Raw genomic sequence first — 23,351 nt, forward strand, 5'->3', positions numbered from 1 at the left:
GTGACGCGAGGCCTAGAGGACGGGGGCCTTGCGTGTTTTCAGGGCGCGTCGGGTGCGGCGTCGAAGCTGTATTCGTAGCCGATCGCCAGCCGGAACGGCAGGCACCACTCGCCGTACTCGATGACGCCCTGGTCGTCCCAGAGCCGGTGTACGCCGGCCAGGATGGGCGATCCGATCCGCAGCCCGAGGAAGTTGGCCTCCCGGGCGTCGGCGTCCCGGCCGTGGACGTCGTCACGGCCCGCCTGGACACGGCGTCCGGTGGCCTGCTGGATCTTCAGCAGCAGACCGGGCGACGACTGCCGTGACGTGGACAGCAACTCGGGTACGGCCGCGGCGAAGTGCGCCGGATACCAGGTGACGAACAGACCGGTGCGCTGCTGGCCCTTGCCGGTGTGCCACTGCCGGCGCACCACCTGGTCGCCGTCGTCGAGGTCGAACAGCTCGGCCACGTACTGCGGAGGCTTGACCAGCTCGGCGGCCGTCACGATCATCGTCTCGCCGTCGGCGAGGATCGAGCCGGTGCGCAGCACGCGGGTGATCCGGTCGTACCCCGACGGAGCGATCTCGGGGGCGTTGGCTACGAACGTTCCTCGGCGTGAGGTGGTGATGTAGCCCTCGACCTGCAGTTGGTCGAGGCTGCGTCCCAGGGTGGCGACGGATACGCCTTCCTGCTTGGCCAGTTCGCGGACGGGCGGGAGTTTCTCGCCCTCCTTCAGCTTGCCGTCGAGGATGCGGCGCCGGATGCGTTCGGCGACCTGCATGTACGGGTGTTCGTTGTCCGGCATGGCGTCTCCTGCGGGGCGCGTCCTAGGTCACAGGCGACTGTACTAGGACACGCGTAATCCGTGCGAGGGAAGTGATGCCACGACGTGGCGCCCTGTCCTAGGTCACGCTACGGTCTGACCTAGGACACGCTCGGAATCGACGCCGACAGGAGCGCCAGCATGGCCACGCCCGCCACAGGTTCGACTACCAGCGAAGAGCTTGACCAGCTTCCGCCGGACATCGCCACGATGCGCGCCACGGCCCGCCGGCTGCTCGCCGAGGACGCGGCACCGATCGGCCCCGACGAGCTGGAGACGCTCCGGCTCACCCTGCGCGGGCACCTGCAGCTACTCATCCCCGTCATCGAGGCGATGACCCTCGGCCTACCGAAGGACGACGTACCCAGGGCGTGCGCGCTGGCCGGAGCGCGCGAGGCCACCATGCGGCTGCGGCTGGGCGTCGGCGACTACCCGCCCGTGCGCATGTCCGTAACCATGAAACTGGCCCGCTCGGTCAACGCACTGTGCGACCACTACGAAAACCTCAGCGCCTCTCGAGCCTAGGACGGCCGCGGCCGGCGCAGGATGCGGTGCGGTTCCTCGCGCTCGATCCGCTTGAACTCGTGGTACTGCACGTTCACACCGTCGATGACCAGGCCACGCTCGTTCAGCCACCGGCGGCACCGCTCACGCCACTCCTGGTACGCCTCGTAGCGGCCCTCGACAGAGCCGCCATGGTCGCGGACCCAGCGCCGCGCCCTGAACTCATCACCCCACACCCAGTCCGGGACGTCTCCAACAGGTTCCGCGGCAGGCTGCATACGCGCCCTGCGGCGCTCGGAAACCATCAGGGGCTCACCATCCCCGGTCGGGCATCCGACTGCCCGCTCTCGGCCAGCCAGCGCTTACGGGCAGCCTGGCGACGGCGACGAGCCCGAATCTCCTGCCACAGCCACACGGGGGAACTCTCCCAGTAGGGCGGCGGCTTCTCGTCAGGGTCCAGCCAGTCCGCCAGCTCCCAACTCGGTGCCGGGGACACCGGCACCACCTCGGCGGCCTCCGCCATACGGGCCGCACGCCGGGCCGACACCATCACGCCCCCCGCAGCGGCACCACCGGGGCCGGCGCCGACGGCGGCAACTGCCAGCCGAGCGCCGCCATGCCCTGCGGTGTGAGGCCGAGGCGGTCGCCCAGATGCCGCGCTTCCTGCGCGTGCCAGGCCGAGGCCTGCGAGCTGAACACCGCGAACGTGTGGGATACGTACATGGCCACGGCCATGATGAACGAGTCGTCCCACTCGTTGGCCTGCGGGCCCTCCCACAGCATCTCCCACATCTCCCGCTCGGCATCCGACCAGTCACGGCCGGGCGGCAGGTCGGGCACGGGGTCGGTACATACGGGCGGCAGAACGATCCGGCGACGGTTCCCGCCGGCTCGCTCGCTACTGCGGCTGGCGGTGTACCGGGAACGGTCTTTCCCTGGATTCGGCAGGGGTCCGGGCATCCGAGACACCTCACTTTCCGTTACTGATCAGCTATGGGCCGGAAACCGGCTTGGTCTATCTGGGATCGCGACCAGCGACAGCCCTCCCCGGCGGTCCGGAGCGCGACGCCCTGGACCGTCCCTCCCCACCCCTCTGGGTCCTCGCTGGTCACGGAGGGTGGCGGCCGGCGCAGAGGAGGAGTAGGGCCCCGCGCCGGCCGCCGGTCTGTGGGTGTCAGGCGACCCGGGCGCGGGTTATGGCCTGCGGGTGGTAGCGGTGGTAGGCCTCGGTCTGCTGGTCGGCGGTGGGCAGCCAGATCTTGCCGCCGTTGTCGAGGAGCCAGCCGAGCTTGATGTGCAGGTTGTGGGAGTGCCACGGCCACGGGGCCTGGCCGGCGTGGGACTTCCTCCAGTCGGCGTGCAGGTCGACGATGTTGGCGACCTCGGCGAGCGGGCTCAGCGTGCCGAGCGGGTCGCTGGTCTCCTGCATCGAGCGGCGGCGACAGATCTCCCAGCTGGTGCGCAGGGCGCCGTAGCGGGGCACGAGGCTGTGCAGGCGGACGATGGCTGCGCGCACGTCGTCGGGCTGCTCGAGCATGTCGATGCTGGGCGTCTCCTGCATGGCGTACTTGGCTGCGGTCTGGCGGTCGGCGCGGACCTGGTCGAGGAGTTCGGCGAGTGCGGGCTGCAGGTGCTGGGTGATGACCTGGTTGGCGCCGCCCCAGGCGAGGAAGCCGATGACCTTGCTGGCCATGGGCTCGATCTCGCGCTGCTGCTTGGCGTTGAGGTGGACTTGGCTGCGTCCGTCGCGGTGGGCTTCGAGGTACTGCTCGACGGCCGCGTAGTCGTCGAGCATTGCGTCGGGCAGCGTGTGGTAGCCGAAGCGGGCGTTGCCGAGCAGAGCGGTGGTGCCGCTGTCGTTGAGGTCCTGGACGACGTCGTACATGGTGGTCTCCTCAGTGTTCGGGGCGGTATGCGCCGGTGTGGCGGCCGTACTGCGCGAGGGCGTCGGCGACTTCCCACGTGGGGGTGTTGTCGCGGGCGTAGTAGCCGTCGGGGACGAGCTCGGACTGGGGGCCGTCCGCTTCGGGAATCGCCTCGACGACTTCCTTCATGGCCGCGTAGTGCTCGGCTTTCATGGGGGTCTCCTGTTCAGTCGACGAACGTCAGGTGGCTGGCGTGATGGTCAGTCCGCGGGTGTCGACGGCGTATTCGTCGAAGCCGTCGGTGGACCAGGCGGTCGCGCGGCACATGAGGGCTGTGGGCGGGGCGAGGGTGCGCCACAGCTGGCCGGTCCGGGCCGTGACGTAGCGCTCGGCGTAGGCGCGGTGGGAGGTCCAGTAGTGGCCTGCCCGGGTGGCTGTCGGTGCGCCTCGCCAGAGTTCGACAGGCTTGCGGGGGCGCGGGACTGCGTGGCCGTCGTCGGTGTATCCGGCCTCGGCGAACAGCTGTCGCCATTGGTCGAACGGCAAGGATCCGGGTAGGGAGTAGCACCACGCGCCGCCGATGATTGGGGTGAGCGTGCCCGGGGCGAGTCTGTTGCTGGTGAACGCTTCCCAGAGAACCGCTGGTTTCGTGGCCAGGTTGGCGCGTTGGAGATACCGGATGAGGCGTTCCTGGTCGATGAAAGGTTCGCGTGCGACGTCCCGGAGCAGCCTCGCCTGCAGTTGCTCGTCGTCCCAGAGTTGGACCACGGACCGGGCGTGAGCGTCGGCGTCTTGCCCTGGCTTCCTGGGGGGAGCGAATGCCAGGGCGATTGCCCCGGCCGGCGCCCGGCGAGTGGAGTCCCGCGCGTCGTCGACCAGCTGCTGTACAGCGTCGGTGGTCATGGCGTCTCCGTGAGGTCGGGGAGTTGAAGGTTCGGGCACATGCCGCCGTGCAGGTCGTTGCACGGCGGTCGGTGAGGTGCGCGGCACAGTTGGGCACCGCAGCTGCGGACGCACGGCCTGCCGCGTCCGGCCTTCAGCGGGCGGTCGCAGACGGCGCAGCGGCTGCGGGCGGTCACTCGGGGTCCTCGTCCTTCTGCCAGCGGGCGAGCTTGGCGGTGTGCCGGGCCTGCAGCCCGTGTGCGCGGGCCTCGGCCAGCTCGGCGCGCTGCCTCCTGCGCCGTGCCTGCTTCTGCTTCGCCGCGGCTATGCGCGCGGCCACGGCCGCGTCGACATGACTGGTCATGGGGTCTCCTGTCGGCCGTGGCAGCGCTTGTAGCGCCGGCCGGAGCCGCAAGGGCACGGGCTCTTGCGGGTGATGGCGTGGACGTACTCGGCGGCCTGTACGGCGTCCTCTGCCATCAGGGCAGTGCAGGCGCGGCACAGGTGTCCGCTGATGCTGAGCGGGCCGAGGGAGGTCAGGTGCGGGGTGACGGTCTCGGTGTGCTGGCCGCAGCAGTCGCAGTGGTGGTCCCACAGGAACTGGGTGGCTTCTCGGCTCTGCTGCAGGCGGGTGATGCACGCGGGCTGCATGCAGACGAGGGTCGGCGGGTCGCACAGGATGAGCACGGGGCGGATCTGCCGTGTGTGATCGCACAGGTGGGTGACGTGGCCGGTGCTGAAGGCGGCGAGCAGCATCCGCAGTCTGGGCTTGACCATGCGCCGGATGAGGGCGACGTCCTTCGGGGCGTCACCGAGGAAGGCCCATCCGCCGCGGGCGATCGCCGCTAGGGCCATGTTCTGGCCGAGGGCGCTGGCTTCGCGGGTGGCCGCCTGCAGCTGGTCGAGCGTGGCGACGGGCAGCGCGTCCGGCCCGGGCATCGTGCCCATGATCTCGTCGAGTTGTTCGTCGGTGAGGAAGTGGCGGGCGGTCACGCTGACTCCTTGGGCGGGTCGTAAATCCAGGGGTGCACGTCGTACTTCGGAGAGGGCTTGCGACCGGTCTTGCCCTCCCTGTCGGGGTCGGGTTTCCGTGCGACCCAGCCGAGGTCTTCCAGGTGGTTGACGGCTGCGTGGATGGCGTCGGCGCCGCCGTCCAGGGCCCACTTCTTCTGGACGCCGCGCTGTACGTCGCGCAGGGAGAAGGGCTCTGCGGGCTTCTCTCGGCTTCGCAGCCACGTCAGTACGTCACGACCCGGGGTGAGTTGGGCGTCCCGGTTGGCGCCCATCAGGTCGAGGCAGAGACGGGCGTGCGCGATGAAGTACGGCGCCATGCTGATGGCCGCAGCGATGTACGGGCCGGTGACCTCGGTTGCGTCAGAATTGTCATAGAGGGTCAGCGCTGCCGCGATGCGCGCGAGCTTCGCCGGCAGCTTCGACGCCCACGACATGATCGAGCGCAGGTCACCGAGGTTCCCCATACGCGGCTCGAGGTGTTCCTCGAACCGGTACATGAACTCATTGGCCTCCGGCGTGAAGGCCAGGACGCGCGGCGCCTCGGCCTCCCACAGCTTCGACACCAGGTTCTTGATGCGCAGGCTGTAGTCGGCCTCGATCGTGTCCGGCACGGGCACGGCCGCCCTCGGGTCGCGCTGCCCGAGATTCGACTCGGGGTAGCTGTAGAGGGGCCGCTGCACGAACCCGTTGTGCAGAACCTCGTCGTCCTCGCTGCGGGCCAGGCCCTGCAGGATGACGGGCTGCACCAGCAGACCGAGCGTCAGGTGCGCGGCCGTCAGCTCGGTGCTGCCGCGCTGGACACGGTGAACCGGTACGGCTTTGCCGTCGTAGGCCTGCAGGGCGAACGTCGTATCGGGCGAGCCGTTTCCGAACCGGCGTCCGGTGACGTTCGCGAAGAACACGCCCTCGCTGTCGAGGACGGCGCCGCGTCCCGCATTCTCGGAGGCCTTCACCGGCATCGCGGCCGGCGTGATGTCTCCCCAGAACAGCGAGGGAAGCGCGGGAGGCTGGCCGATGTCCTGAAGCGACTTCAATGCGATCACCGCGTCATCGGCCGCCAGCTGGGCATTCTCGGGCTTTGCCTTGATGGCGTTCTTCTCGGCGTCCTTCAGCCGTTCCTCGGCGATGCGGATGCGCTGCTTCGTCTGCTCGATGACGGGTTCCGTCTCGGCGCGCAACCGGATCTCTTCCTCGCGCAGAGGGCCGGTGAGCCGTTCCTCTACGCCGGTCTTGCGCTCGCCGGGCAGGGCGACGCCGACAGTCCACAGGGTGACGGGCTCACTCCAGCCGGGCCGGATCCGCACGTAAGCGCGTCCGCCGATGGCTGCGGTGATGCACGGCAGCGCCATCATCGCCGGCAGGTCGGGCGCCACCTGGGTGGCCTTTGCGACCGCCTCGACCATGCCGGAGAGGCTCTTGCCAAGCAGCATCAGGGGGAAGCCAGGCAGGGGCGGCCGGTCGATGGGGACAGGGGCATCCCACGCGGGCTCAACTCCACTGACAGAACTGACAGAACTGCCGTCGTAGTCCGCATCGTGGTCCCCGGCACGGGTTGCGTCAGTTTTGTCAGGCACTCGGGTCCTCTCGGTGGTCGCTTCGCGGACCTCGGCCAGAACCTCGGCAGGAAGCGCCGCGGCGGCCGAGGTCGACGACCGGCCGTGCGCAGCGCGCAGGATGTCCCGGGCCGCCTCGGACTCGCTGCCGTTGTGGTGCAGATGCGCGAACAGCTGGCCGGCACTCATCACGTGGCCGGTAGGCAGCCCGGGGGTTTCGGACCACACGGTGATCGCCGCACCGTCCTTGTGGACGTTGGCGCCGGTCCCGGAGGTGTGGGCGTCCCAGCCGGGATAGCTCCAGAGCTGGTCGGAGCCGCCGCAGTAGCCGCAGCTTCCGGGCGCCTGCTCGCGGTACGTCCAGCCGGCCGCCTGCAGCACGTCGGGCACGGCGTTGTGTTCGCCGAGGATGCCGAGCGGTCCCCGATTCCCACTGACAGAACTGACAGAACCCTGCTTGCGGTCCGTCTGACGAGACGCCACCGGAGTTGTGTCAGTTTTGTCAGAGCGTCGCGGGCTCGGCGTTTTCGGCAGCAGCCCGTCGACGGTCTCGCGGAGCTCGGCGAAGCTGTAGCGGGGGCCGCCCGTCTCGATGACCCTGCAGGGCCGCGGGTCGGTGACAATCTTCCGGTTGACCGTGCCGGGGACGCGCAGGACGCGGGAGAGGTCTCCGACCCCGGTTCCGTAGCTGACTCCCAACCGCTCAGCGGACAGGCCGAGGACGCGCTGCCAGTCCGCGGCGAGCCGCGCGGCTTCCTCGAGGTCGACGTCCTCGCCGACGATGAGCGGCACGGTGAAGCTGGTCCGCACGTACAGGCCGCCACCGGAATGGATGAGCTGCGTGTGCGGCGGCAGGCCGGACTCGGTGTAGACCTTCAGCGCCTGGTCGTCGTCGACGGGCAGGCGCTGGTCCTTGTGCCCGGGGCCGGCGATGTCGATGTCCGACCACATGTCGATCAGGGTGTGCGTGTCGGCCGCGCCCCCGCGCTTCCCCGGGGCGAGCCGTTCCCGCACGGTGGTCGCGCGGGCGTAGATGCCGGTCACGCCCTGGCCGTTCCAGCGGGAGATGACGTTCAGCGCCTGGTCGACGGACTCGACCTGCACGCCGGACCAGTCGCCCACGCAGCTGAGGGCGATGAGGCCGCCGGCCTGCCCGAACTGGGTCTTCAGCCACTCGCCGGTCACGCTGTTGTCGGCCAGCGCGGATGCCGTCTTGAGCCTGGTCATGCTGTCACCGCCTGCGGGCGCAGGACGACGACGTACTCGAGGCCGCACGGTGCGAGCTTCAGGACGGACGCCACCAGGGCCAACGGCGCCCGGTGCAGGTGGGGGTGGCCGCAGCGCGGGCAGCGCTCGACCTTGACCTGCCTGTGAAACCTGGCGGAGCGCGACCGGTACGTGTCGAGTCGACCCGCTACGCATGGCGGGCCTGCCTGCGATACGGTGGGCTCAGCTTCGCCCGCCGCGAGGTTTTCCTGAGAGGGTGCCGGTCCGAACGGCACCCTCTCCGCGTTTGTGGTCATGCAGCCTGCTGCCCTTCTTGCGGGGGCTCTTCCGGCAGCTGTCGCAGTCCCATCAGGGCCGCTATGCGCCGCAGTTGCTCGTCGGTGGGTTCGCCGATCGCGTCGGCCAAAGGGTTGTTCATGCCGCACGCCCGCTCTGCTCTTCGAGGCGACGCTCGAAGTAGGCGCGCACGCTGGCAGCGATGACCAGCCGCCGGCTTCCCTCCTTGACGCTCTGGAGGTCACCGGAGCGGATCAGCTCGTAGACCTTCGACCTGCTCAGGCCGGATGCCTGAACGGTGTCGTCCACGGACATGCCGATCTTCTCGACCATGGATCCCTCCCAATGAGTCCACGGAGCCTCATGGCCCGTTCTCGGCAGAGTACACGCGAGATCATGCCTAAGTCCACGGAGTCTCATGTACACACTCACGGACGTTGACGCACACGAGTGGACGCCCGTACCGTTCCGGCATGGCTGATCAGTGGCAGGACATGGATGAGGGCCAGATCGAAACGGCCCTCACCAGGGCTTTCGGCGGCATGTGGCGGTCGTGGGTGTCAGAGAAGGCGCCGTTCAAGCGAGCTGCCGCGCAGTTCACTGAGGGCAAGGACGGCCGTCTGGTCATGTCCGGTCTTCTGGTGCTCGACGACGCGATCACGACGGACCGCCTCAAGTCGGTGCCGGTCCGGGCGCTCGAGAACAGTTGGAATCTGACGAAGAGCGAGGCCGCCCGCGAGGAGATCAGGGGTCTCCCCAAACTGGAGCGCGGCGGCAGGGCCCCGGAAGAGTTCGCCCAGTTGGTCGCCGAGCACTACAAGGCGTGGGCCGCGATCGTGCCGCATCCCGTGGCCGCCATGGCGGCGGACGCTGGCGTGAAGCCACCTACCGTTCACGGATGGGTGAGAGAGGCGAGGCTCCGCGGGTTCCTGCCGCCAGCGTCGCGCGGGAAGGGCTGACCCACTGCAGCAAAAAGCCCCCGGCCTGCGCCGGGGGCTTCGCTATTTGGACTTGATCGGTACGAGTCGATCCGGGTTGAACTTGTTCCCGTAGCTGCGATCGTGCGGCAGGACGTCGTACCCAGGGATGAGAGCGAGGATGACTTCACGCTTGTCTGCTGGGGTCAGCCGCTCCCATCCGGCCTGAACGTCGCCAGCAAGCAGGCCGCGAAGAATCCGCGGGGTAGCGGACACGACCAGGGCGCGCGACGCCTTCACGCGTTCGTCGATGAGAGATCGGGCCTCCCTGTACTCGGCGAACGTGATCTCGCGCTTCGCCCACATGCGGGCGAGCTCCTTCAGTTGCTCTTCGTCTTCTGCGAGCTCCTGACGGGCAGTCTCGGACACCTCAGTCGTGGCGACCCGCTGCAGCCGGTGCAGGATCTTCGGACGTGACAGCAGGTCGAGAACCTGGCGCTCAACCTCGTCCTCGACGAACGACGCCTTGACCGCGATCTTCCCGCAGCCGCCGCGGGGCGTGGCGCACCAGTAGCGAGGGCCGCCGTTGCCGTGCGAACCCTCGAGCATCCGGCCGCACTTGGAGCAGCGCAGAACCCCGTTGAGCCACCGCTGCAGCGTCAGATCTGTCGTACCGGCCCGCTGCGCGAGACGCAGACAGATCTCTTCCCATCGGTCCTTGGGGATGATGGCGTCCCAGACGGCCGGCCCTACCACCTCACCCTTGTGCGAGCGCAGGCCCGCGACGGATGCCTTGGAGACCACGGAGCCGACGCTGCGGCCAGACCAGGGCACGCCCGTAGCGGTAGGCACTTCCCGATGGTTGAGGTCTTCGGCGATGGAGTGCAGGCTCTCGCCGAGCTCTGGGTCGATGCGCCCCCTCTGCTCGTCGGTCCAGCCGTCCCAGTCGCCGAGGATGCGCGCGCCGATCTCCCGCAGCACCTTCGCCTCGTCCTCGACGACCTGGTGCCCTTCCGCAGTGAAGCCGTAGCCGCGGAACCCTCCCCCGCCCGGCTTGCCCTCGGCGGCGAGTGCCTCATGCTTCCGGGCGACTCGGCGCGCAGTGTCTCGGCTCGACTTGTTGGCCACAGCCACGAGGACGCGCGCCATGGTGATGTCGCCGTCGGTGTCGAGCCTGAGCGAGCCCGTGACGGACGTGACGGGGATGCGGGGAGTGCGTGATTCGACGATGTCGATCAGGTCTTCGAGGTCGCGGGGATCGCGGGCGGTGCGGTCGAGGTCCCAGGCGAGCAGTCCGTCACGCTCCCCCGACGCCAGTTTGTCGAGCGCGCTTCGGAATCCGGGGCGCACGGTGCGGAGGGCTGTCGTACCGTCAGGAAGGCGTACCTTCCGCCTCTTGTAGGCGCTCGTGTCGTTCTCGACGATGACCTCGGCGATAGTCCATCCGAGCCGGTCAGCAAGGGTGCGGCCGTCATCTTCCTGCCGTCCAACCCCAGCAGCATCACCAGCTTTGTCGTCAGAGATCCGCACGAGGAGGATCGCGGCTCTTGGCTTCATGGTTCGTAGATTAGCATTGACATCTCGGATCGCCGATGCCGTTGACCTCGCGCAGTTCGTCCACCGAGCGGAAACCGCCGTGCCGGGTGCGGTAGTCGACGATGTGCCGGGCCAGCACGGGGCCGACGCCGGGAAGGGTGTCGAGCTGGTCCACGGTGGCCGTGTTGAGGGACACCGGTGCCGTGGGGCCGGGGCCCGCCGGTCCGGAGGCCGCCCCGTCCGCCGGGCCGGGCGGGGGCACGGCCCCGGCGGGTGCGCCGACGACCACCTGTTCGCCGTCGACCAGGAAGCGCGCCCGGTTGAGCCCCTCGGTGCTCACGCCCGGCCGGACCCCGCCCGCCGCCCGCAGCGCGTCCGCCACCCGGGACCCGGCCGGCAACCGTCGGATCCCCGGTGTGCGGACCTTGCCGCTGACGTCCACCACGATCTCTCCTCCGGGCTTCGCCGAGGGCTCCACGGCCGCACCGTGCTTCGCGCCGTCGTCCTTCCTTGCGAACGGCTCCTCGGCGCGCACCACTTGAGGGGCGCTCACGGACTGGGTCCGGCCCGTCCAGAAGTGCTGCGCGGCGAACACGGCGGCGGCCACGAGCACCACCGCGAGCGCCACGACTCCGCGCCGCTCCACACCGCACCGCGCCTGCAGCCACACGGGCATCCGCTCCCGCAGCGCCAGCCCGGCCCGCTCCCGCCAGCCGGGGCCGGTGGAGCCCTCCGACTCCACGGGGACGCCGAGGCCTTCCGGGGCCGCCGGTCCGGGACCGGTGGACGGGCTCGGCGCCGGCGTCGGCTCGGTCGCGGTCACGGGCGGACCGGGTGACGCACTGACCACCGTGGCCACCGTGTTCGGAGGTCCCTGCGCCGCGCTCGGCCGGGGTGCCCGACCCGTGACCGGCGTCGCCGCCGCCGTCGCCGGCGGGCCCAGGGCCGGGGTCGCCTGGCTCGCGAGGCCCTCTCCGTCCGGCGGGCCGTTCCCCGACTCCCGGCGGCGCACGGCTCGTTCGCCGAAGAGGAGCTCCGCTCGGCGGCGCAGTTCCTCACCCGGTGCCGGCGGGTGGTCGCCCAGGCGGCGGCCGACGCCACGGCGGTGGCGGACACGGCCGTCGGAGGCGGGACCGCGGCCGGGGCCGCTGGTCGCGGTGGCGGTGCGTGAACGTGATCGAAGTGCCATGCGACGAGGATGGAGGAATCCCCCGCCTCGCGATGATCTTGGTCAATTTCCGGGGATCAGCGCCCCGTTGTGGAAAACTCCGCCACCCACACGAGTGAGACGTCAGCGGGGCGAGACCACCGCGCCGAGCAGCCCGGGCCCGGTGTGGGCCCCGATCACCGCGCCGACTTCGCTGACATGCAGGGCGGCCAGGCCCGGCACCCGGACCCGCAGCCGGTCGGCGAGCGCGGCGGCGCGGTCGGGGGCCGCGAGATGGTGGACGGCGATGTCGACCTCGGCGCCGCCCGCCCGCTCGGCGGCGATCTCCTCCAGGCGCGCGATCGCCCTGGACGCCGTACGGACCTTCTCCAGCAGCTCGATGCGGCCACCGTCCAGCTGCAGCAGGGGTTTGACGGCGAGCGCGGAACCGAGCAGGGCCTGTGCGGCGCCGATGCGGCCACCGCGGCGCAGATAGTCGAGGGTGTCGACGTAGAAGTAGGCGGACGTGCCCGCGGCCCGTTTCTCGGCGGCCGTGACGGCCTCGTCGACGGTGCCGCCGGCCTCCGCGACCTCGGCGGCGGCGAGCGCGCAGAAGCCGAGCGCCATCGCGACCATGCCGGTGTCCACCACACGGACCGGCACCGGCGCCTCGCGGGCCGCGAGGACCGCCGCGTCGTAGGTGCCGGACAGCTCGGCGGACAGGTGCAGGGAGACGATGCCGCTCGCGCCGGACTCGGCGACCTGGCGGTAGGTCTCCGCGAACACCTGGGGGCTCGGCCGCGAGGTGGTGACGGCGCGCCGCTTCTGCAGCGCCTGGGCCAGGGAACGGGTGGAGATCTCGGTGCCCTCTTCGAAGGCCCGGTCGCCGAGGACCACCGTCAGGGGTACCGCTGTGATGCCGTGGCGCTCCATCGTCCGTGGCGGCAGGTAGGCCGTTGAATCGGTGACGATCGCGACATGGCGGGACATGAGCTGGAGGTTACCTGCCGTAGTGCGCGCGCGGCAGCCCGGCCCCTGTGCCGCGATGCCCGCGGGGTGTGCTCAAGCCGTGCTCTCGGGGCGGGGCTTCTTCTGCCAGGGGTGGGCGGGACGCCGCGAGGGCGGGGTGATCGCCTGCGGGGCCGGCTCCCCGGAGGTCCGCTCAGGGGGTGTCTGGGCGGGGCCGGCCGGGGTCCAGTGGCGCAGGGCGTCCGCCTCGATGTCGATCTGGCTGCTGAGCGCGCTCAGGTCGTCGTCGCCGAAGCGGCGGGCGCGGTCGCGGACGGCCCGGCGCAGGGAGTCCGCGGACCGGGTGACGCGCTCGGTGCGGGCACGCAGCTCGGGCACCCGGGCCGCGAGCTCGGCCCGGTCCGGCTCGGACTCCAGGCGTCTGAGGTCGGCGTCCAGCTCGTGTCCGTGCGCGCTGAGCCGCCCGAAGAGGCTGAGGGACTCCTTCAGCGACTCGTCCTCGGCCGCGCCCGCGTGCAGCACGTCCTGGGTGGCCCGCATGGAGGTGCGCAGCGTCAGCCGCAGCTGCGCGATCTCGGCGGCCGGGCCGGTCAGGGTGAACGACTTGGCGCGCAGGGTGTGGTCCTCCACCGTGCGGCGGGCCTGCGCGATGGTCCGGTCCACGCCGCGCTTGGCGGCACCGACCGCTCTGACCGTGGCGTACGCGCCCAGGCCGATGAACAGCACGAAGAGCAGGGCGAACACGGCGATCACTGCTTCCACGACGCTCCTCCTCCGCGGGCCCGGCACAAGCCTCTGCGCTCTCCACGGTAAACGCAGCGGGCAGGCCCGGAGTTCCGGAAGAACCCCGAACCTGCCCGTAGGGGACTACCCCGATGCCGGACGCGCCCGGCGTCCGGTCGTCACGCGGGAACGATGTTGACCAGCTTCGGGGCGCGCACGATCACCTTGCGGATGCCCGCGCCGTCCAGTGCCGCGACGACCTTCTCGTCGGACAGGGCCACCTTCTCCAGCTCCTCCTCGGAGATGGCCGGCGGCACCTCCAGGCGGGCCTTGACCTTGCCCTTGATCTGCACGACGCAGGTCACGGTCTCGTCCACCACGTAGTCCGGGTCGGCGACCGGGAAGTCGCGGTGGACGACCGAGTCGGTGTGGCCCAGCCTGCGCCACAGCTCCTCGGCGATGTGCGGGGCCAGCGGCGCGGCCAGCAGCACCAGCGGCTCGGCCACGGACCGCGGCAGGGCACCGCCGGCCTTGGTCAGGTGGTTGTTCAGCTCGGTGACCTTGGCGATGGCCGTGTTGAAGCGCAGCCCCTCCAGGTCCTGGCGGACGCCGTCGATCGCCTTGTGCAGGGCGCGCAGGGTCTCCTCGTCCGGCTCCGCGCCGGTGACGGTGACCTCGCCGGTGTTCTCGTCGACGATGTTGCGCCACAGCCGCTGCAGCAGCCGGAACTGGCCGACCACCGCGCGCGTGTCCCACGGGCGGGAGACGTCCAGCGGACCCATGGCCATCTCGTACAGGCGCAGGGTGTCGGCGCCGTACTCGGCGCAGATCTCGTCCGGGGTCACCGCGTTCTTCAGGGACTTGCCCATCTTGCCCAGCAGGCGGCTGACCTTCTCGCCCTCGTGGTAGTAGGCGCCGTCGCGCTCCTCCACCTCGGCGGCCGGCACGGCGATGCCCCGGCTGTCGCGGTAGACGTAGGCCTGGATCATGCCCTGGTTGAACAGCTTGTGGAACGGCTCGGCGGAGGAGACGTGCCCCAGGTCGTACAGGACCTTGGACCAGAAGCGGGCGTACAGCAGGTGCAGCACGGCGTGCTCGGCGCCGCCGACGTACAGGTCGACACCGCCGTGCGGCAGGCCCTCGCGCGGTCCCATCCAGTACTGCTCGATCTCGGGGTCGACCAGCTGCCCGTCGTTGTGCGGGTCCAGGTAGCGGAACTCGTACCAGCAGGAACCGGCCCAGTTGGGCATGGTGTTGGTCTCGCGGCGGTACTTCTTCGGGCCGTCGCCCAGGTCCAGGGTGACGTTGACCCATTCCTCGTTGCGCGACAGCGGCGTCTCGGGCTGGGTGTCCGCGTCGTCCGGGTCGAAGGTGCGCGGGCTGTAGTCCTCGACCTCGGGCAGCTCCAGCGGCAGCATCGACTCGGGCAGCGCGTGGGCGGTGCCGTCCTCGTCGTAGACGATCGGGAACGGCTCGCCCCAGTAGCGCTGGCGGCTGAACAGCCAGTCGCGCAGGCGGAAGTTGACGGTGCCTTCGCCGATGCCCTTGTCCTGCAGCCACCCGGTGATGCGGGCCTTGGCCTCGGCGACGCCCAGGCCGTCCAGGCTGATCTCGTCGTTGGACGAGTTGATGATCTTCGCGTCATAGGACGTGAAGGCGTCCTCCCACGTCGAGGTGTCGGTGCCGCGGCCGTCGGTCGGCTCGACGATGCAGTGGATCGGCAGCTCGAAGGCGCGCGCGAACTCGAAGTCGCGCTGGTCGCCCGCCGGGACGGCCATGATCGCGCCGGTGCCGTAGCCCATCAGCACGTAGTCGGAGATGAAGACCGGGACCTTCTCACCGTTGACCGGGTTAGTGGCGTAGGCGCCGATGAAGACGCCGGTCTTGTCCTTGGCCTCGGCCTGGCGCTCCACGTCGGACTTCGAGGCGGCCTGCGCGCGGTAGGCGCCGACGGCCTCGGCCGGGGTGGCGTGGCCGCCGGTCCACACCTCGTGCGTGCCCTCGGGCCAGGCCTCGGGGGTGAACTTCTCGACCAGCGGGTGCTCGGGCGCCAGCACCATGTAGGTGGCGCCGAACAGAGTGTCCGGGCGGGTGGTGAAGACCGTGATCCGCTCGCCGTCGATCGGGAAGTCGACGCGGGCGCCCTCGCTGCGGCCGATCCAGTTGCGCTGCTGCAGCTTGATGGCCTCGGGCCAGTCCAGCTCCTCCAGGTCCTCCAGCAGCCGGTCGGCGTAGGCGGTGATGCGCATGTTCCACTGGCGCAGCTTGGCCTTGAAGACCGGGTAGTTGCCGCGCTCGGAGCGGCCGTCGGCGGTGACCTCCTCGTTGGCCAGCACGGTGCCCAGACCGGGGCACCAGTTGACCGGCGCGTCGGAGGCGTAGGCCAGGCGGTACTCGCCCAGGACGTCGGCGCGCTCGGCGGCGGTCAGCTCGCTCCACGCGCGCGTGGTGCCCGGGACCGCGCGCTCACCGGACTCGAACCGGGCGATCAGCTCGGCGATCGGACGGGCCTTCTTCGCCTCGTCGTCGTACCAGGAGTTGAAGATCTGCAGGAAGATCCACTGGGTCCACTTGTAGTAGTCCGGGTCGATCGTGGCGAAGGACCGGCGCTTGTCGTGGCCCAGGCCCAGCCGGCGCAGCTGGGCCTTCATGTTCTCGATGTTGGCCTCGGTGGACACGCGCGGGTGCGTGCCGGTCTGCACGGCGTACTGCTCGGCGGGCAGGCCGAAGGCGTCGAAGCCCAGGGTGTGCAGGACGTTGTGGCCGGTCATGCGCTGGAACCGGGCGTAGACGTCGGTGGCGATGTAGCCCAGCGGGTGGCCGACGTGCAGGCCCGCACCGGAGGGGTAGGGGAACATGTCCATGATGAACTTCTTGGGCCTGGCGACCAGCTCGGCGTCGCCCGCCAGGTCGCCCTTGGGGTTGGGCGCCCCGTAGGTGCCCTCGGCGTCCCAGAAGTCCTGCCAGCGTGCCTCGATGTCGGCTGCCATGGCGGCCGTGTAGCGGTGCGGCGCGGCCTCCGCGGACGTAGCAGCGGTGGCAGCGGGGTTCGTCTCGCTCATGATCCTCAAAGCTCCATCGATCGTCTCTGCCTGCGGCTGTGACATTCCAAGAAACGAAAAATCCCCTCGCACAGGAGGGGACGCCGCGCCGATGCCGACCTCACGGTTCGACCGGGGGTCGGTACTGATCAGCGCGGCCCGCTAAGCAGAAGGCGTACGGCACGCATGGCGCTAGGGTACCGCAGGCCTCGAGCAAGCCGCGACGGGCTTGAGCAAGCGGCGCCGCGCTTCCGTATCCCTTGTGGACATGCCAGGAACCCGCCCGGCACTGAACCAAGGTCAGGGATTACTTCGCGTACCACCCACTAAGGGACACCCAGCAATCAGATAGTGCGTTGATAACAACGCAATAACGCAAACACACGTACTGATCGGTATGACGCCACTTAGAGTTCGGCAGCGGGACCGCTTTCCCGAAACTGCTCGGAGTTGCCCCCATGAACCCTCGTCGTAGTACCAGCTCCCTCCCCAAACCCGGCCGCTCGGCCTATGGGGTGGCGTCGGCTGTCGTCCTGCTGCTGATACCCGTGGTCGTGCTGGTCGGAGGCAACCAGTTCCGCGACTTCCTGAACTTCGGCGCAGGCGTGCTGTCCCTCGTCTCGCTCAGCTGCTCGGTGATCTGGGGCCTGTTCGCCCAGGACCGCATCTTCCTGAACACGCGGCAGCGCATCGTCGGCCAGGCGGTGCACCGCACGACCGCGGTCGCCTCGATCGCGTTCCTGCTGCTGCACATCACCACGAAGATCGCGATGGGTCACACGGAGGTGATCGCCGCGATCATCCCGTTCTCACTGGGCGTGACCGGGATCGGCGGCCTGATCGGGCTCGGTTCGCTCGCGGGCCTGCTGATGATCTTCGTGGGTGTCACCGGCGCCCTGCGCAGCAACTTCGCCACCCCGGCCCCGGTCGCCGCCCGCTGGCGGGCCATGCACATGCTGGCCTACCCGGCCTGGTGCGCCGCCCTGATCCACGGTCTCTACGCGGGTCGCTCGGCCAAGCCGGTCTTCGTGATCCTCTACAGCCTGTCCCTGCTCGGCGTCATGGGCGCCCTCGCGCTGCGGGCCGCCCCGCGCCCGGTCAAGCGCAAGGTCGCCGACCGCCTGGTGACGATGTTCGGCAGCTCGGAGCGGCCGGGTCTGGAGGACCTGGACGCGAGCCGCTCCCGGGTCGCCGAGTCGGGGCTGCCGGGCTACGAGGGCCGGCGCGAGCCCAGGGAGAGGGCCACCTCGTCCACTCCGCTGTACCAGTCCCCCGTCGCCCCGGCCCCGGAGCCCGCCTCAGGCTTCGCCGCCGCCTACCGCGCGGTGTCCACTCCGGGCCGCTCCCCGCAGTCGTACGCGGTCGGCCGGAACACCCGGACGGACCTGCCGCTGGACCTGCAGGCCACGGAGGCCATGCCGCGCGTGGACGGGCCCTCCAGCACCTCGGGCAGCTGGCCGGTCCCGTCCCCGCCGCCGGTCGGCGAGGCCCCGCCGTCCGCGTACGACCCGCTCCAGGACACCGGATACACCATCCCGGCCTATGGCAATCCGGGCGCCGCCGGATACGGCGGAGGTGACATGTACGACACCGGTGAGACAAACGGCTTCTACGGCACGTACAACGCCAGTGACACGTACAGCGGTCCCGCCACCGAAACACTGCCCGGCACGTCCTTCGACGGACCGGGTACGGGCGAACCTTGGAACACGCCGTCCGGAGGCTTTTAGTGAACGAGGCCCTGCCCGACGTCCCCGAAGTCCGCGTGGTCGGCCTTCCCCAGCTCACGTCGGGCTTCGACCTTGTGGAGCGGCTCGATCTGCCCATGCACCTGAAGGTGCACGGACCGCTCGACCCGCTCGGCGGCGAACAGCTCGCCCAGCTCGCCGAAGGCATCAACCTCCGGGGCCGCGGCGGCGCCGGTTTCCCCTTCCACAAGAAGCTGCGCTCGGTCGCCGAATCGGCGATCAAGCGCGGGGTGCGGCCGGTCGTCGTGGTCAACGGCAGCGAGGACGAGCCGGCGTGCCGCAAGGACACGGTGCTCATCAACCGTGCCCCGCACCTGATCCTGGACGGCGCGCTGCTGTGCGCGGAGGCGCTCGGCGCGCGCACCCTCGTGATCGGTGTGACGCGCGAGTCCACGCAGCGCTCCATGGAGGCCGCGCTCGCCGAACGCGGGCTGAGCAACAGCCGTAGATCGGCGCTGCGCGCGTGGGTGCAGCGCAATCCGGTGCGCATGGTGACCGGCGCCGCCGCCTCGCTGATCCGCTCGGTCGACGGCGGCCCGGCGATCCCGCCCGGCCGCAAGATCAGCGCCTCGCAGAGCGGTGTCGGCGGCGCGCCCACGCTGCTGTCGAACGCGGAGACGTTCGCGCAGCTGGCCATCGCCGCCCGCATCGGCCCCGAGCGCTACGGCAACACCGGCCTGTACGACGAGCCGGGCACCGTCATGCTCACGGTGTCCGGCGCGGTCGCCCGCCCGATGGTGATCGAGGTCCCCACGGGCGTGCCGCTGCGCTACGTGCTGCAGCTGGCGGGCGCCCCGCCGGTGCCGCAGGGCGTGCTGACCGGCGGCTACCACGGCAAGTGGATCGACGCGGCGACCGTGAACGAGGCGATCGTCTCCCGCAACTCGCTGGACGCGGTGGGCGGTTCGCTGGGCGCGGGCGCGATCCTGCCGATCACCCAGGAGACCTGCCCGCTGGGCGAGTCGCTGCGGGTGGCGCAGTGGCTGGCCGAGGAGAGCGCCGGCCAGTGCGGCCCCTGCTACCTCGGGCTGCCCGCCGCCGCGCGCGGCATGGAGGACATTCTCAACGGCGGCGGACCGGCCGCCCTGGAGGCGCTGAAGCAGGTCGCGAAGAACGTCAAGCGGCGCGGGGCGTGTTCGCACCCGGACGGCTCGGCGATGTTCCTGGAGTCGACCATCAAGGCGTTCACCGACGACCTGGCCGCCCATGTCCTCGGAAACGGCTGCGGACGGCCTGTGGAGGGCGTTCTGCCGCTCTTCGAGGGAGGCAGGGCCCCCACGGGCATCCCGGGCGGCGGCGAGCCCGAGGAGACCGGCGGCAGCCGCCAGAAGATCTACGTCGACTGGACGCTGTGCCGGGGCCACGGACTGTGCGCCGACATCCTCCCGGAGGTGTTCGAACTCGGCGCCGACGGTTTCCCGACGGTCGCCCAGGCGCAGGTGCCGCGCTATGCGGAGGCGAAGGCCCTGCGCGCGGTGCGCCGCTGCCCGGCGCTCGCCCTGCGCATCGAGGAGGACACGCGCGGACAGGCACCCTCCCGCAATCTGCCGGTCGTCTCCCAGGGCCGCGGCCGGCGCGCGCTCGGCCGCTGAGCACACAGCAAGGGCGGGTCACCCGGCTCGGTGACCCGCCCCCTTCATCCAGCCGCGTGGACGCGCAACACGCCGAAGGCGGACCATCCATAGGAATGATCCGCCTTCGATTTCTGTGGAGCTAAGGAGAATTGAACTCCTGACCTCCTGCATGCCATGCAGGCGCTCTACCAACTGAGCTATAGCCCCTTGTTTTGTTGTTTCGCCCGGTTCCCCCGGCGACGTCGTAAACATTACAGGCCCGGGGACGCAGCGCAAAATCGGTTTCAGGTTCGCACCGATACGGCAGCTAATGTCGGCTTTCGTGACCGTGATCGCGCCCTCCGCACCCCGCCGCCGCGTACCGATGGCGGCGTGCGTGTGCCTGCTGTCGTTCACGGCGTTCTGGGCCGCACAGCGGGCCGCGCACGTGTCGATGATCGACCTGATGGTCTACCGGGCCGAGGGCGCCACCGTGCGCGCCGGCGGCGACCTGTACGCCCTGCGTGCGACGGCCGCGCACCTGCCGACCACCTACCCGCCGTTCGCGGCCCTGCTGTTCACCCCGCTGACGCTGCTGGACACCGCGCCCCTGCGCGCGCTGGCGACGGCCGGGAACCTGGCGCTCCTGCTGGTGTTCGTACGGCTGTCGCTGAAACTCGTCGGCCACGCGCGGGGGGAGACCGTCTGGTGGGTCGCGGCGCCGGCCGTGTGGTGCGAACCGGTGTGGACGACCCTGCGCTACGGCCAGATCAACCTGCTGCTGGCCGTCCTCGTGCTGTGGGACCTGTGCCGCCGTCCCGCCGGCGGCCACGACCGCTGGACGGGAGTGGGACTGGGCCTGGCCTCCGCGGTCAAGCTGACGCCCGCGCTGTTCCCGGTGTTCCTGCTCGCCACGGGCGTCGTCGCCCACCTGGGGGGCGGGAACGGGCGGCCGTGGCTGCGGCACGCGCGCGGGGCGGCCGCCGTGTTCGCCGGGGCGACGCTGTCGGCGGCGGCGGCCCTGCCGTACGACTCGTGGCGGTTCTGGACGGACATGGTGTTCCGCGTGGGCCGGGTCGGGCACGCCGAGGAGACCGCCAACCAGGCCCTGCGGGGCGTGCTGGCCCGCTCGCTGCACACCCCCGACCCGGGAGCCCTGTGGACCGTCTGTGCCGCCGTGGTGGCCGCTCTGGGCCTCGCGTCGGCCGTGCGGGCGGAGTTGCGCGGGCGGCGGCCCTGGGCGGTGTGCGCCTGCGCGGTCACCGCCCTGCTGGTCAGCCCGGTGTCCTGGACGCACCACTGGGTGTGGTGCGTGCCGGTGGTGCTGCTGCTGTGGACCCGGGGGCACCGGGCGCCCGCCCTGGGCACGCTGCTGGTCTTCTGCTCGTACGTCCCCTGGTGGGTGCCGCACGGATCCGGACGGCCGGAACTGCGGCAAGGGGGCGTGGAGTTCGCCCTGTCGGCCCTCTACGGAGCGGCCGGTGCGCTTCTCCTCGTTTTGGCATGGACATCGTTGCCGAAGCCCGGACGTGGGGTGGAGCGCGTCAAGCCGTCACGAAGGAGTAGAACCTCTTGAGCGTGCAGTGTTCCTCGAGGAGCCGGCCGTAGATGGGCTCGCCCTCCAGCTCCCGGTACGTCTCGATCGGGTCGCCTTTTATGATCAGCGCCCGCGCGCATTCCTCGCACCAGTACTGGTAGTCGGGGTTGACCGGTTCCATGTCACGCACGATCGGCGTGCCGCTGCCGCACCAGTCGCACTTTCGCCTGTGTGCACCCATCGATCAGCTCCAGCTGTGGCCGCAGGCCGTGCACACGTAGGAGATCCCGCCGTTGTCGCCGAGGACCTGGGCGACGTGCGCGGAACCGCAGGAAGGGCAGCTGAGCCGGGTGGTCGTGTCCCGTATCAACGCCGCACCGAGGAGGTGGCCGACCTCCTCAAGGATGCTCGCAGGCATCGCTACTCCCTCCCGTCGGGCCGCGCCCCCTTCCGGCCGTTTGATTCTGCCACGGCCGGACCAATACGGTCAGCGACGCCTCAGTACCAGTCCGGACACAGCGCCGAGAACGCCTCCGCAGGGGTATACGCGCGCGGGGCCACGAGTCACTCAACCCGGGGCGGGAGCGGCACGCGGTCCGGCCCCGGCCGCACATGCAGAAGATCCCGCCCCCTCAGGGGACGGGATCTTATCTGTGGAGCTAAGGAGAATTGAACTCCTGACCTCCTGCATGCCATGCAGGCGCTCTACCAACTGAGCTATAGCCCCTCGTGCCACGCGACCGGAGCCGCATGGTTTCTCGCCCCGCTCGGCGGGGCGAACAAGAAGAACTTTAGCCTGTGACCTGCCAGAAAGTGAAATCCGGGGTCCTGAGGGCCTCGGGACGGTCAGTCGTCGTCGCCGAGGACGGGCTCCGGGAGGGTGCCCGCGTTGTGCTCCAGCAGGCGCCAGCCGCGGGCGCCCTCGCCCAGCACGGACCAGCAGCAGTTGGAGAGACCGCCGAGGCTCTCCCAGTGCCGGGCCTCCAGGCCCAGGAGCCGGCCGATGGTGGTGCGGATGGTGCCGCCGTGGCTGACCACGACGAGGGTGCCGTCCTCGGGCAGCTTCTCGGCGTGCCGCAGCACGACCGGCGCGGCCCGCTCGGCGACCTCGGTCTCCAGTTCGCCGCCGCCGCGGCGGACCGGCTCGCCGCGCTTCCAGGCGGCGTACTCCTCGCCGTGGCGGGCGATGATCTCCTCGTGCGTCAGCCCCTGCCAGACGCCCGCGTACGTCTCCCGCAGGCCCTCCTCGCGGGTGACGTCGAGGCCGGTGAGGGCGGCCAGCTCGGCGGCCGTGTGCGCGGCCCGCACGAGGTCCGAGGAGACGATCGCGTCGGGCCGCAGCGAGGCGAGCAGCCGGGCGGCGCGGCGCGCCTGGCCGATGCCGGTCTCGGTCAGCTCGACGTCCGTGCTGCCCTGGAAGCGGCGCTCCACGTTCCACGACGTCTGGCCGTGCCGCCACAGGATGACGCGGCGGCCGCGGTCCTTGCGGTCGGTCACCTCACCGGTGGCGCTCATCACCACTCCCCGCCCGGCTCCTGATCGGCCTCGGCGGCCTGCAGCCTGGCGTGCTCCTGGGCCTTGCCGCGGGTGGCCTTGGCGTCGGCGGGCAGCTCGAGCTCGGGGCAGTCCTTCCACAGCCGCTCCAGGGCGTAGAAGACGCGCTCCTCGCTGTGCTGGACGTGGACGACGATGTCGACGTAGTCGAGCAGCACCCAGCGGGCCTCGCGGTCGCCCTCGCGGCGGACCGGCTTGGCGCCGAGGTCCTTCAGCAGGCGCTCCTCGATCTCGTCGACGATGGCCTTGACCTGGCGGTCGTTCGGCGCGGACGCCAGCAGGAAGGCGTCGGTGATGGACAGCACGTCGCTGACGTCGTAGGCGATGACGTCGTGGGCAAGCTTGTCTGCCGCCGCCTGCGCGGCGGTGTTGATCAGCTGGAGGGAACGATCAGTGGCGGTCACTACATGGCTTTCCGTCGGCGGTCCTTTGCCCTCAAGGGTCTCACGGACCGCCGGGGGCACCCCACGTGATTACCGCGGCACGTGGGGCGCCCGGGCCG

General features: G+C 70.5%; 25 protein-coding genes and 2 tRNA genes. 5 read left to right on the forward strand and 22 right to left on the reverse strand.

Annotated features, from left to right (window positions below; genetic code table 11):
- Positions 1-38: 38 nt before the first annotated feature.
- Complete coding sequence (locus AB0N17_RS13600; protein WP_366011429.1) at positions 39-785, reverse strand: GntR family transcriptional regulator; 747 nt, start codon at positions 783-785, stop codon at positions 39-41.
- A 159-nt stretch (positions 786-944) separates the two neighbouring features.
- On the opposite strand from AB0N17_RS13600, the gene AB0N17_RS13605 reads away from it, so the two are divergent.
- Positions 945-1,328 carry a DUF6415 family natural product biosynthesis protein gene (locus AB0N17_RS13605; protein ID WP_366011430.1) on the forward strand — a complete coding sequence of 128 codons (384 nt, stop codon included), beginning with the start codon at positions 945-947 and terminating at the stop codon, positions 1,326-1,328.
- Here AB0N17_RS13605 and AB0N17_RS13610 read toward each other — a convergent pair.
- The 10 genes from AB0N17_RS13610 to AB0N17_RS13655 form a co-directional block, all read right to left on the reverse strand.
- Positions 1,325-1,612: a hypothetical protein gene (locus AB0N17_RS13610; protein WP_366011431.1), complete on the reverse strand. Its 288-nt coding sequence runs from the start codon at positions 1,610-1,612 to the stop codon at positions 1,325-1,327. The two genes, AB0N17_RS13605 and AB0N17_RS13610, sit on opposite strands and share 4 nt — an antisense overlap.
- Positions 1,613-1,856: 244 nt before the next feature.
- On the reverse strand, positions 1,857-2,147 hold the full coding sequence (locus tag AB0N17_RS13615) for a hypothetical protein (protein ID WP_366011432.1): 291 nt from the start codon (positions 2,145-2,147) through the stop codon (positions 1,857-1,859).
- Between the two features lie 334 nt (positions 2,148-2,481).
- Entirely contained in the window at positions 2,482-3,192 is a 711-nt protein-coding gene (locus AB0N17_RS13620; protein WP_366011433.1) for a hypothetical protein, read from the reverse strand.
- A 10-nt stretch (positions 3,193-3,202) separates the two neighbouring features.
- Positions 3,203-3,385 (reverse strand): hypothetical protein, encoded by a 183-nt coding sequence (locus AB0N17_RS13625; protein ID WP_366011434.1) that lies wholly within the window; start codon positions 3,383-3,385, stop codon positions 3,203-3,205.
- A gap of 27 nt (positions 3,386-3,412) precedes the next feature.
- Entirely contained in the window at positions 3,413-4,075 is a 663-nt protein-coding gene (locus tag AB0N17_RS13630; RefSeq protein WP_366011436.1) for a hypothetical protein, read from the reverse strand.
- A gap of 172 nt (positions 4,076-4,247) precedes the next feature.
- Positions 4,248-4,418: a hypothetical protein gene (locus tag AB0N17_RS13635; protein ID WP_366011437.1), complete on the reverse strand. Its 171-nt coding sequence runs from the start codon at positions 4,416-4,418 to the stop codon at positions 4,248-4,250.
- Positions 4,415-5,047, reverse strand: coding sequence for an SEC-C metal-binding domain-containing protein (locus AB0N17_RS13640; RefSeq protein WP_366011438.1), 633 nt, complete (start codon positions 5,045-5,047; stop codon positions 4,415-4,417). Before AB0N17_RS13640 ends, AB0N17_RS13635 begins: the two co-directional genes overlap by 4 nt.
- Positions 5,044-8,043, reverse strand: coding sequence for a YfjI family protein (locus AB0N17_RS13645; protein ID WP_366011439.1), 3,000 nt, complete (start codon positions 8,041-8,043; stop codon positions 5,044-5,046). The genes AB0N17_RS13640 and AB0N17_RS13645 overlap by 4 nt, the downstream gene beginning before the upstream one ends.
- 97 nt (positions 8,044-8,140) lie before the next feature.
- Positions 8,141-8,266, reverse strand: coding sequence for a hypothetical protein (locus AB0N17_RS13650; protein ID WP_366011441.1), 126 nt, complete (start codon positions 8,264-8,266; stop codon positions 8,141-8,143).
- Positions 8,263-8,457 (reverse strand): helix-turn-helix domain-containing protein, encoded by a 195-nt coding sequence (locus tag AB0N17_RS13655; RefSeq protein ID WP_366011443.1) that lies wholly within the window; start codon positions 8,455-8,457, stop codon positions 8,263-8,265. Before AB0N17_RS13655 ends, AB0N17_RS13650 begins: the two co-directional genes overlap by 4 nt.
- A gap of 140 nt (positions 8,458-8,597) precedes the next feature.
- Here AB0N17_RS13655 and AB0N17_RS13660 point away from each other — a divergent pair, with 140 nt between their 5' ends.
- Complete coding sequence (locus AB0N17_RS13660) at positions 8,598-9,083, forward strand: hypothetical protein (RefSeq protein ID WP_366011445.1); 486 nt, start codon at positions 8,598-8,600, stop codon at positions 9,081-9,083.
- 42 nt (positions 9,084-9,125) lie between these two features.
- On the opposite strand, the gene AB0N17_RS13665 is transcribed toward AB0N17_RS13660, so the two are convergent.
- The 5 genes from AB0N17_RS13665 to leuS form a co-directional block, all read right to left on the reverse strand.
- A complete protein-coding gene (locus tag AB0N17_RS13665; protein WP_366011446.1) occupies positions 9,126-10,598 on the reverse strand; it encodes a recombinase family protein in 1,473 nt (490 codons plus the stop codon).
- Between the two features lie 10 nt (positions 10,599-10,608).
- Entirely contained in the window at positions 10,609-11,766 is a 1,158-nt protein-coding gene (locus tag AB0N17_RS13670; protein ID WP_366011448.1) for a helix-hairpin-helix domain-containing protein, read from the reverse strand.
- 102 nt (positions 11,767-11,868) lie between these two features.
- Positions 11,869-12,714, reverse strand: coding sequence for a DegV family protein (locus tag AB0N17_RS13675; protein ID WP_366011449.1), 846 nt, complete (start codon positions 12,712-12,714; stop codon positions 11,869-11,871).
- 72 nt (positions 12,715-12,786) lie between these two features.
- Positions 12,787-13,455 carry a hypothetical protein gene (locus tag AB0N17_RS13680; protein ID WP_366011451.1) on the reverse strand — a complete coding sequence of 223 codons (669 nt, stop codon included), beginning with the start codon at positions 13,453-13,455 and terminating at the stop codon, positions 12,787-12,789.
- Positions 13,456-13,595: 140 nt separating this feature from the next.
- Positions 13,596-16,478: a leucine--tRNA ligase gene (gene leuS / locus AB0N17_RS13685; protein WP_366011452.1), complete on the reverse strand. Its 2,883-nt coding sequence runs from the start codon at positions 16,476-16,478 to the stop codon at positions 13,596-13,598.
- Between the two features lie 437 nt (positions 16,479-16,915).
- Between leuS and AB0N17_RS13690 the strand changes: the two genes are divergently transcribed.
- Together AB0N17_RS13690 and AB0N17_RS13695 are read left to right on the forward strand one after the other, a co-directional pair.
- Positions 16,916-18,187, forward strand: coding sequence for a cytochrome b/b6 domain-containing protein (locus tag AB0N17_RS13690; protein ID WP_366011453.1), 1,272 nt, complete (start codon positions 16,916-16,918; stop codon positions 18,185-18,187).
- Positions 18,187-19,797 (forward strand): NADH-ubiquinone oxidoreductase-F iron-sulfur binding region domain-containing protein, encoded by a 1,611-nt coding sequence (locus AB0N17_RS13695; protein WP_366011454.1) that lies wholly within the window; start codon positions 18,187-18,189, stop codon positions 19,795-19,797. The genes AB0N17_RS13690 and AB0N17_RS13695 overlap by 1 nt, the downstream gene beginning before the upstream one ends.
- Before the next feature lie 116 nt (positions 19,798-19,913).
- Here AB0N17_RS13695 and AB0N17_RS13700 read toward each other — a convergent pair.
- Positions 19,914-19,986, reverse strand: a tRNA-Ala gene (locus AB0N17_RS13700).
- A 103-nt stretch (positions 19,987-20,089) separates the two neighbouring features.
- Between AB0N17_RS13700 and AB0N17_RS13705 the strand changes: the two genes are divergently transcribed.
- Positions 20,090-21,334, forward strand: coding sequence for a glycosyltransferase 87 family protein (locus AB0N17_RS13705; protein WP_366011455.1), 1,245 nt, complete (start codon positions 20,090-20,092; stop codon positions 21,332-21,334).
- On the opposite strand, the gene AB0N17_RS13710 is transcribed toward AB0N17_RS13705, so the two are convergent.
- From AB0N17_RS13710 to rsfS, 5 genes are all read right to left on the reverse strand, one after another.
- The gene (locus AB0N17_RS13710; RefSeq protein ID WP_003976229.1) at positions 21,303-21,536 is read right to left on the reverse strand and encodes a hypothetical protein; all 234 of its coding nucleotides are present in this window, start codon (positions 21,534-21,536) and stop codon (positions 21,303-21,305) included. The two genes, AB0N17_RS13705 and AB0N17_RS13710, sit on opposite strands and share 32 nt — an antisense overlap.
- A 3-nt stretch (positions 21,537-21,539) precedes the next feature.
- Complete coding sequence (locus tag AB0N17_RS13715) at positions 21,540-21,713, reverse strand: hypothetical protein (protein WP_014672673.1); 174 nt, start codon at positions 21,711-21,713, stop codon at positions 21,540-21,542.
- Positions 21,714-21,949: 236 nt separating this feature from the next.
- Positions 21,950-22,022: transfer RNA gene (locus AB0N17_RS13720), tRNA-Ala, on the reverse strand.
- A gap of 119 nt (positions 22,023-22,141) precedes the next feature.
- Positions 22,142-22,810 carry a histidine phosphatase family protein gene (locus AB0N17_RS13725; protein ID WP_366011456.1) on the reverse strand — a complete coding sequence of 223 codons (669 nt, stop codon included), beginning with the start codon at positions 22,808-22,810 and terminating at the stop codon, positions 22,142-22,144.
- The gene (gene rsfS / locus AB0N17_RS13730; protein WP_366011457.1) at positions 22,810-23,253 is read right to left on the reverse strand and encodes a ribosome silencing factor; all 444 of its coding nucleotides are present in this window, start codon (positions 23,251-23,253) and stop codon (positions 22,810-22,812) included. Before rsfS ends, AB0N17_RS13725 begins: the two co-directional genes overlap by 1 nt.
- Positions 23,254-23,351 lie beyond the last annotated feature (98 nt).

This window comes from Streptomyces sp. NPDC051133 (genome assembly GCF_040682635.1).
In the GTDB taxonomy this organism is placed as follows: domain Bacteria; phylum Actinomycetota; class Actinomycetes; order Streptomycetales; family Streptomycetaceae; genus Streptomyces.

What these genes read in the sequence shown, in the direction of transcription:
- AB0N17_RS13675 (WP_366011449.1), bottom strand. Translation starts at nt 12,714, where the DNA reads ATGTCCCGCCATGTCGCGATCGTCACCGATTCAACGGCCTACCTGCCG.
- AB0N17_RS13665 (WP_366011446.1), bottom strand. Translation starts at nt 10,598, where the DNA reads ATGAAGCCAAGAGCCGCGATCCTCCTCGTGCGGATCTCTGACGACAAA.
- AB0N17_RS13605 (WP_366011430.1), top strand. Translation starts at nt 945, where the DNA reads ATGGCCACGCCCGCCACAGGTTCGACTACCAGCGAAGAGCTTGACCAG.
- AB0N17_RS13715 (WP_014672673.1), bottom strand. Translation starts at nt 21,713, where the DNA reads ATGCCTGCGAGCATCCTTGAGGAGGTCGGCCACCTCCTCGGTGCGGCG.
- AB0N17_RS13650 (WP_366011441.1), bottom strand. Translation starts at nt 8,266, where the DNA reads ATGAACAACCCTTTGGCCGACGCGATCGGCGAACCCACCGACGAGCAA.
- AB0N17_RS13630 (WP_366011436.1), bottom strand. Translation starts at nt 4,075, where the DNA reads ATGACCACCGACGCTGTACAGCAGCTGGTCGACGACGCGCGGGACTCC.
- AB0N17_RS13600 (WP_366011429.1), bottom strand. Translation starts at nt 785, where the DNA reads ATGCCGGACAACGAACACCCGTACATGCAGGTCGCCGAACGCATCCGG.
- AB0N17_RS13635 (WP_366011437.1), bottom strand. Translation starts at nt 4,418, where the DNA reads ATGACCAGTCATGTCGACGCGGCCGTGGCCGCGCGCATAGCCGCGGCG.
- AB0N17_RS13710 (WP_003976229.1), bottom strand. Translation starts at nt 21,536, where the DNA reads ATGGGTGCACACAGGCGAAAGTGCGACTGGTGCGGCAGCGGCACGCCG.
- AB0N17_RS13705 (WP_366011455.1), top strand. Translation starts at nt 20,090, where the DNA reads ATGTCGGCTTTCGTGACCGTGATCGCGCCCTCCGCACCCCGCCGCCGC.
- AB0N17_RS13660 (WP_366011445.1), top strand. Translation starts at nt 8,598, where the DNA reads ATGGCTGATCAGTGGCAGGACATGGATGAGGGCCAGATCGAAACGGCC.
- AB0N17_RS13670 (WP_366011448.1), bottom strand. Translation starts at nt 11,766, where the DNA reads ATGGCACTTCGATCACGTTCACGCACCGCCACCGCGACCAGCGGCCCC.
- leuS (WP_366011452.1), bottom strand. Translation starts at nt 16,478, where the DNA reads ATGAGCGAGACGAACCCCGCTGCCACCGCTGCTACGTCCGCGGAGGCC.
- AB0N17_RS13655 (WP_366011443.1), bottom strand. Translation starts at nt 8,457, where the DNA reads ATGGTCGAGAAGATCGGCATGTCCGTGGACGACACCGTTCAGGCATCC.
- AB0N17_RS13690 (WP_366011453.1), top strand. Translation starts at nt 16,916, where the DNA reads ATGAACCCTCGTCGTAGTACCAGCTCCCTCCCCAAACCCGGCCGCTCG.
- AB0N17_RS13625 (WP_366011434.1), bottom strand. Translation starts at nt 3,385, where the DNA reads ATGAAAGCCGAGCACTACGCGGCCATGAAGGAAGTCGTCGAGGCGATT.
- AB0N17_RS13610 (WP_366011431.1), bottom strand. Translation starts at nt 1,612, where the DNA reads ATGGTTTCCGAGCGCCGCAGGGCGCGTATGCAGCCTGCCGCGGAACCT.
- AB0N17_RS13645 (WP_366011439.1), bottom strand. Translation starts at nt 8,043, where the DNA reads ATGCGTAGCGGGTCGACTCGACACGTACCGGTCGCGCTCCGCCAGGTT.
- AB0N17_RS13725 (WP_366011456.1), bottom strand. Translation starts at nt 22,810, where the DNA reads ATGAGCGCCACCGGTGAGGTGACCGACCGCAAGGACCGCGGCCGCCGC.
- AB0N17_RS13620 (WP_366011433.1), bottom strand. Translation starts at nt 3,192, where the DNA reads ATGTACGACGTCGTCCAGGACCTCAACGACAGCGGCACCACCGCTCTG.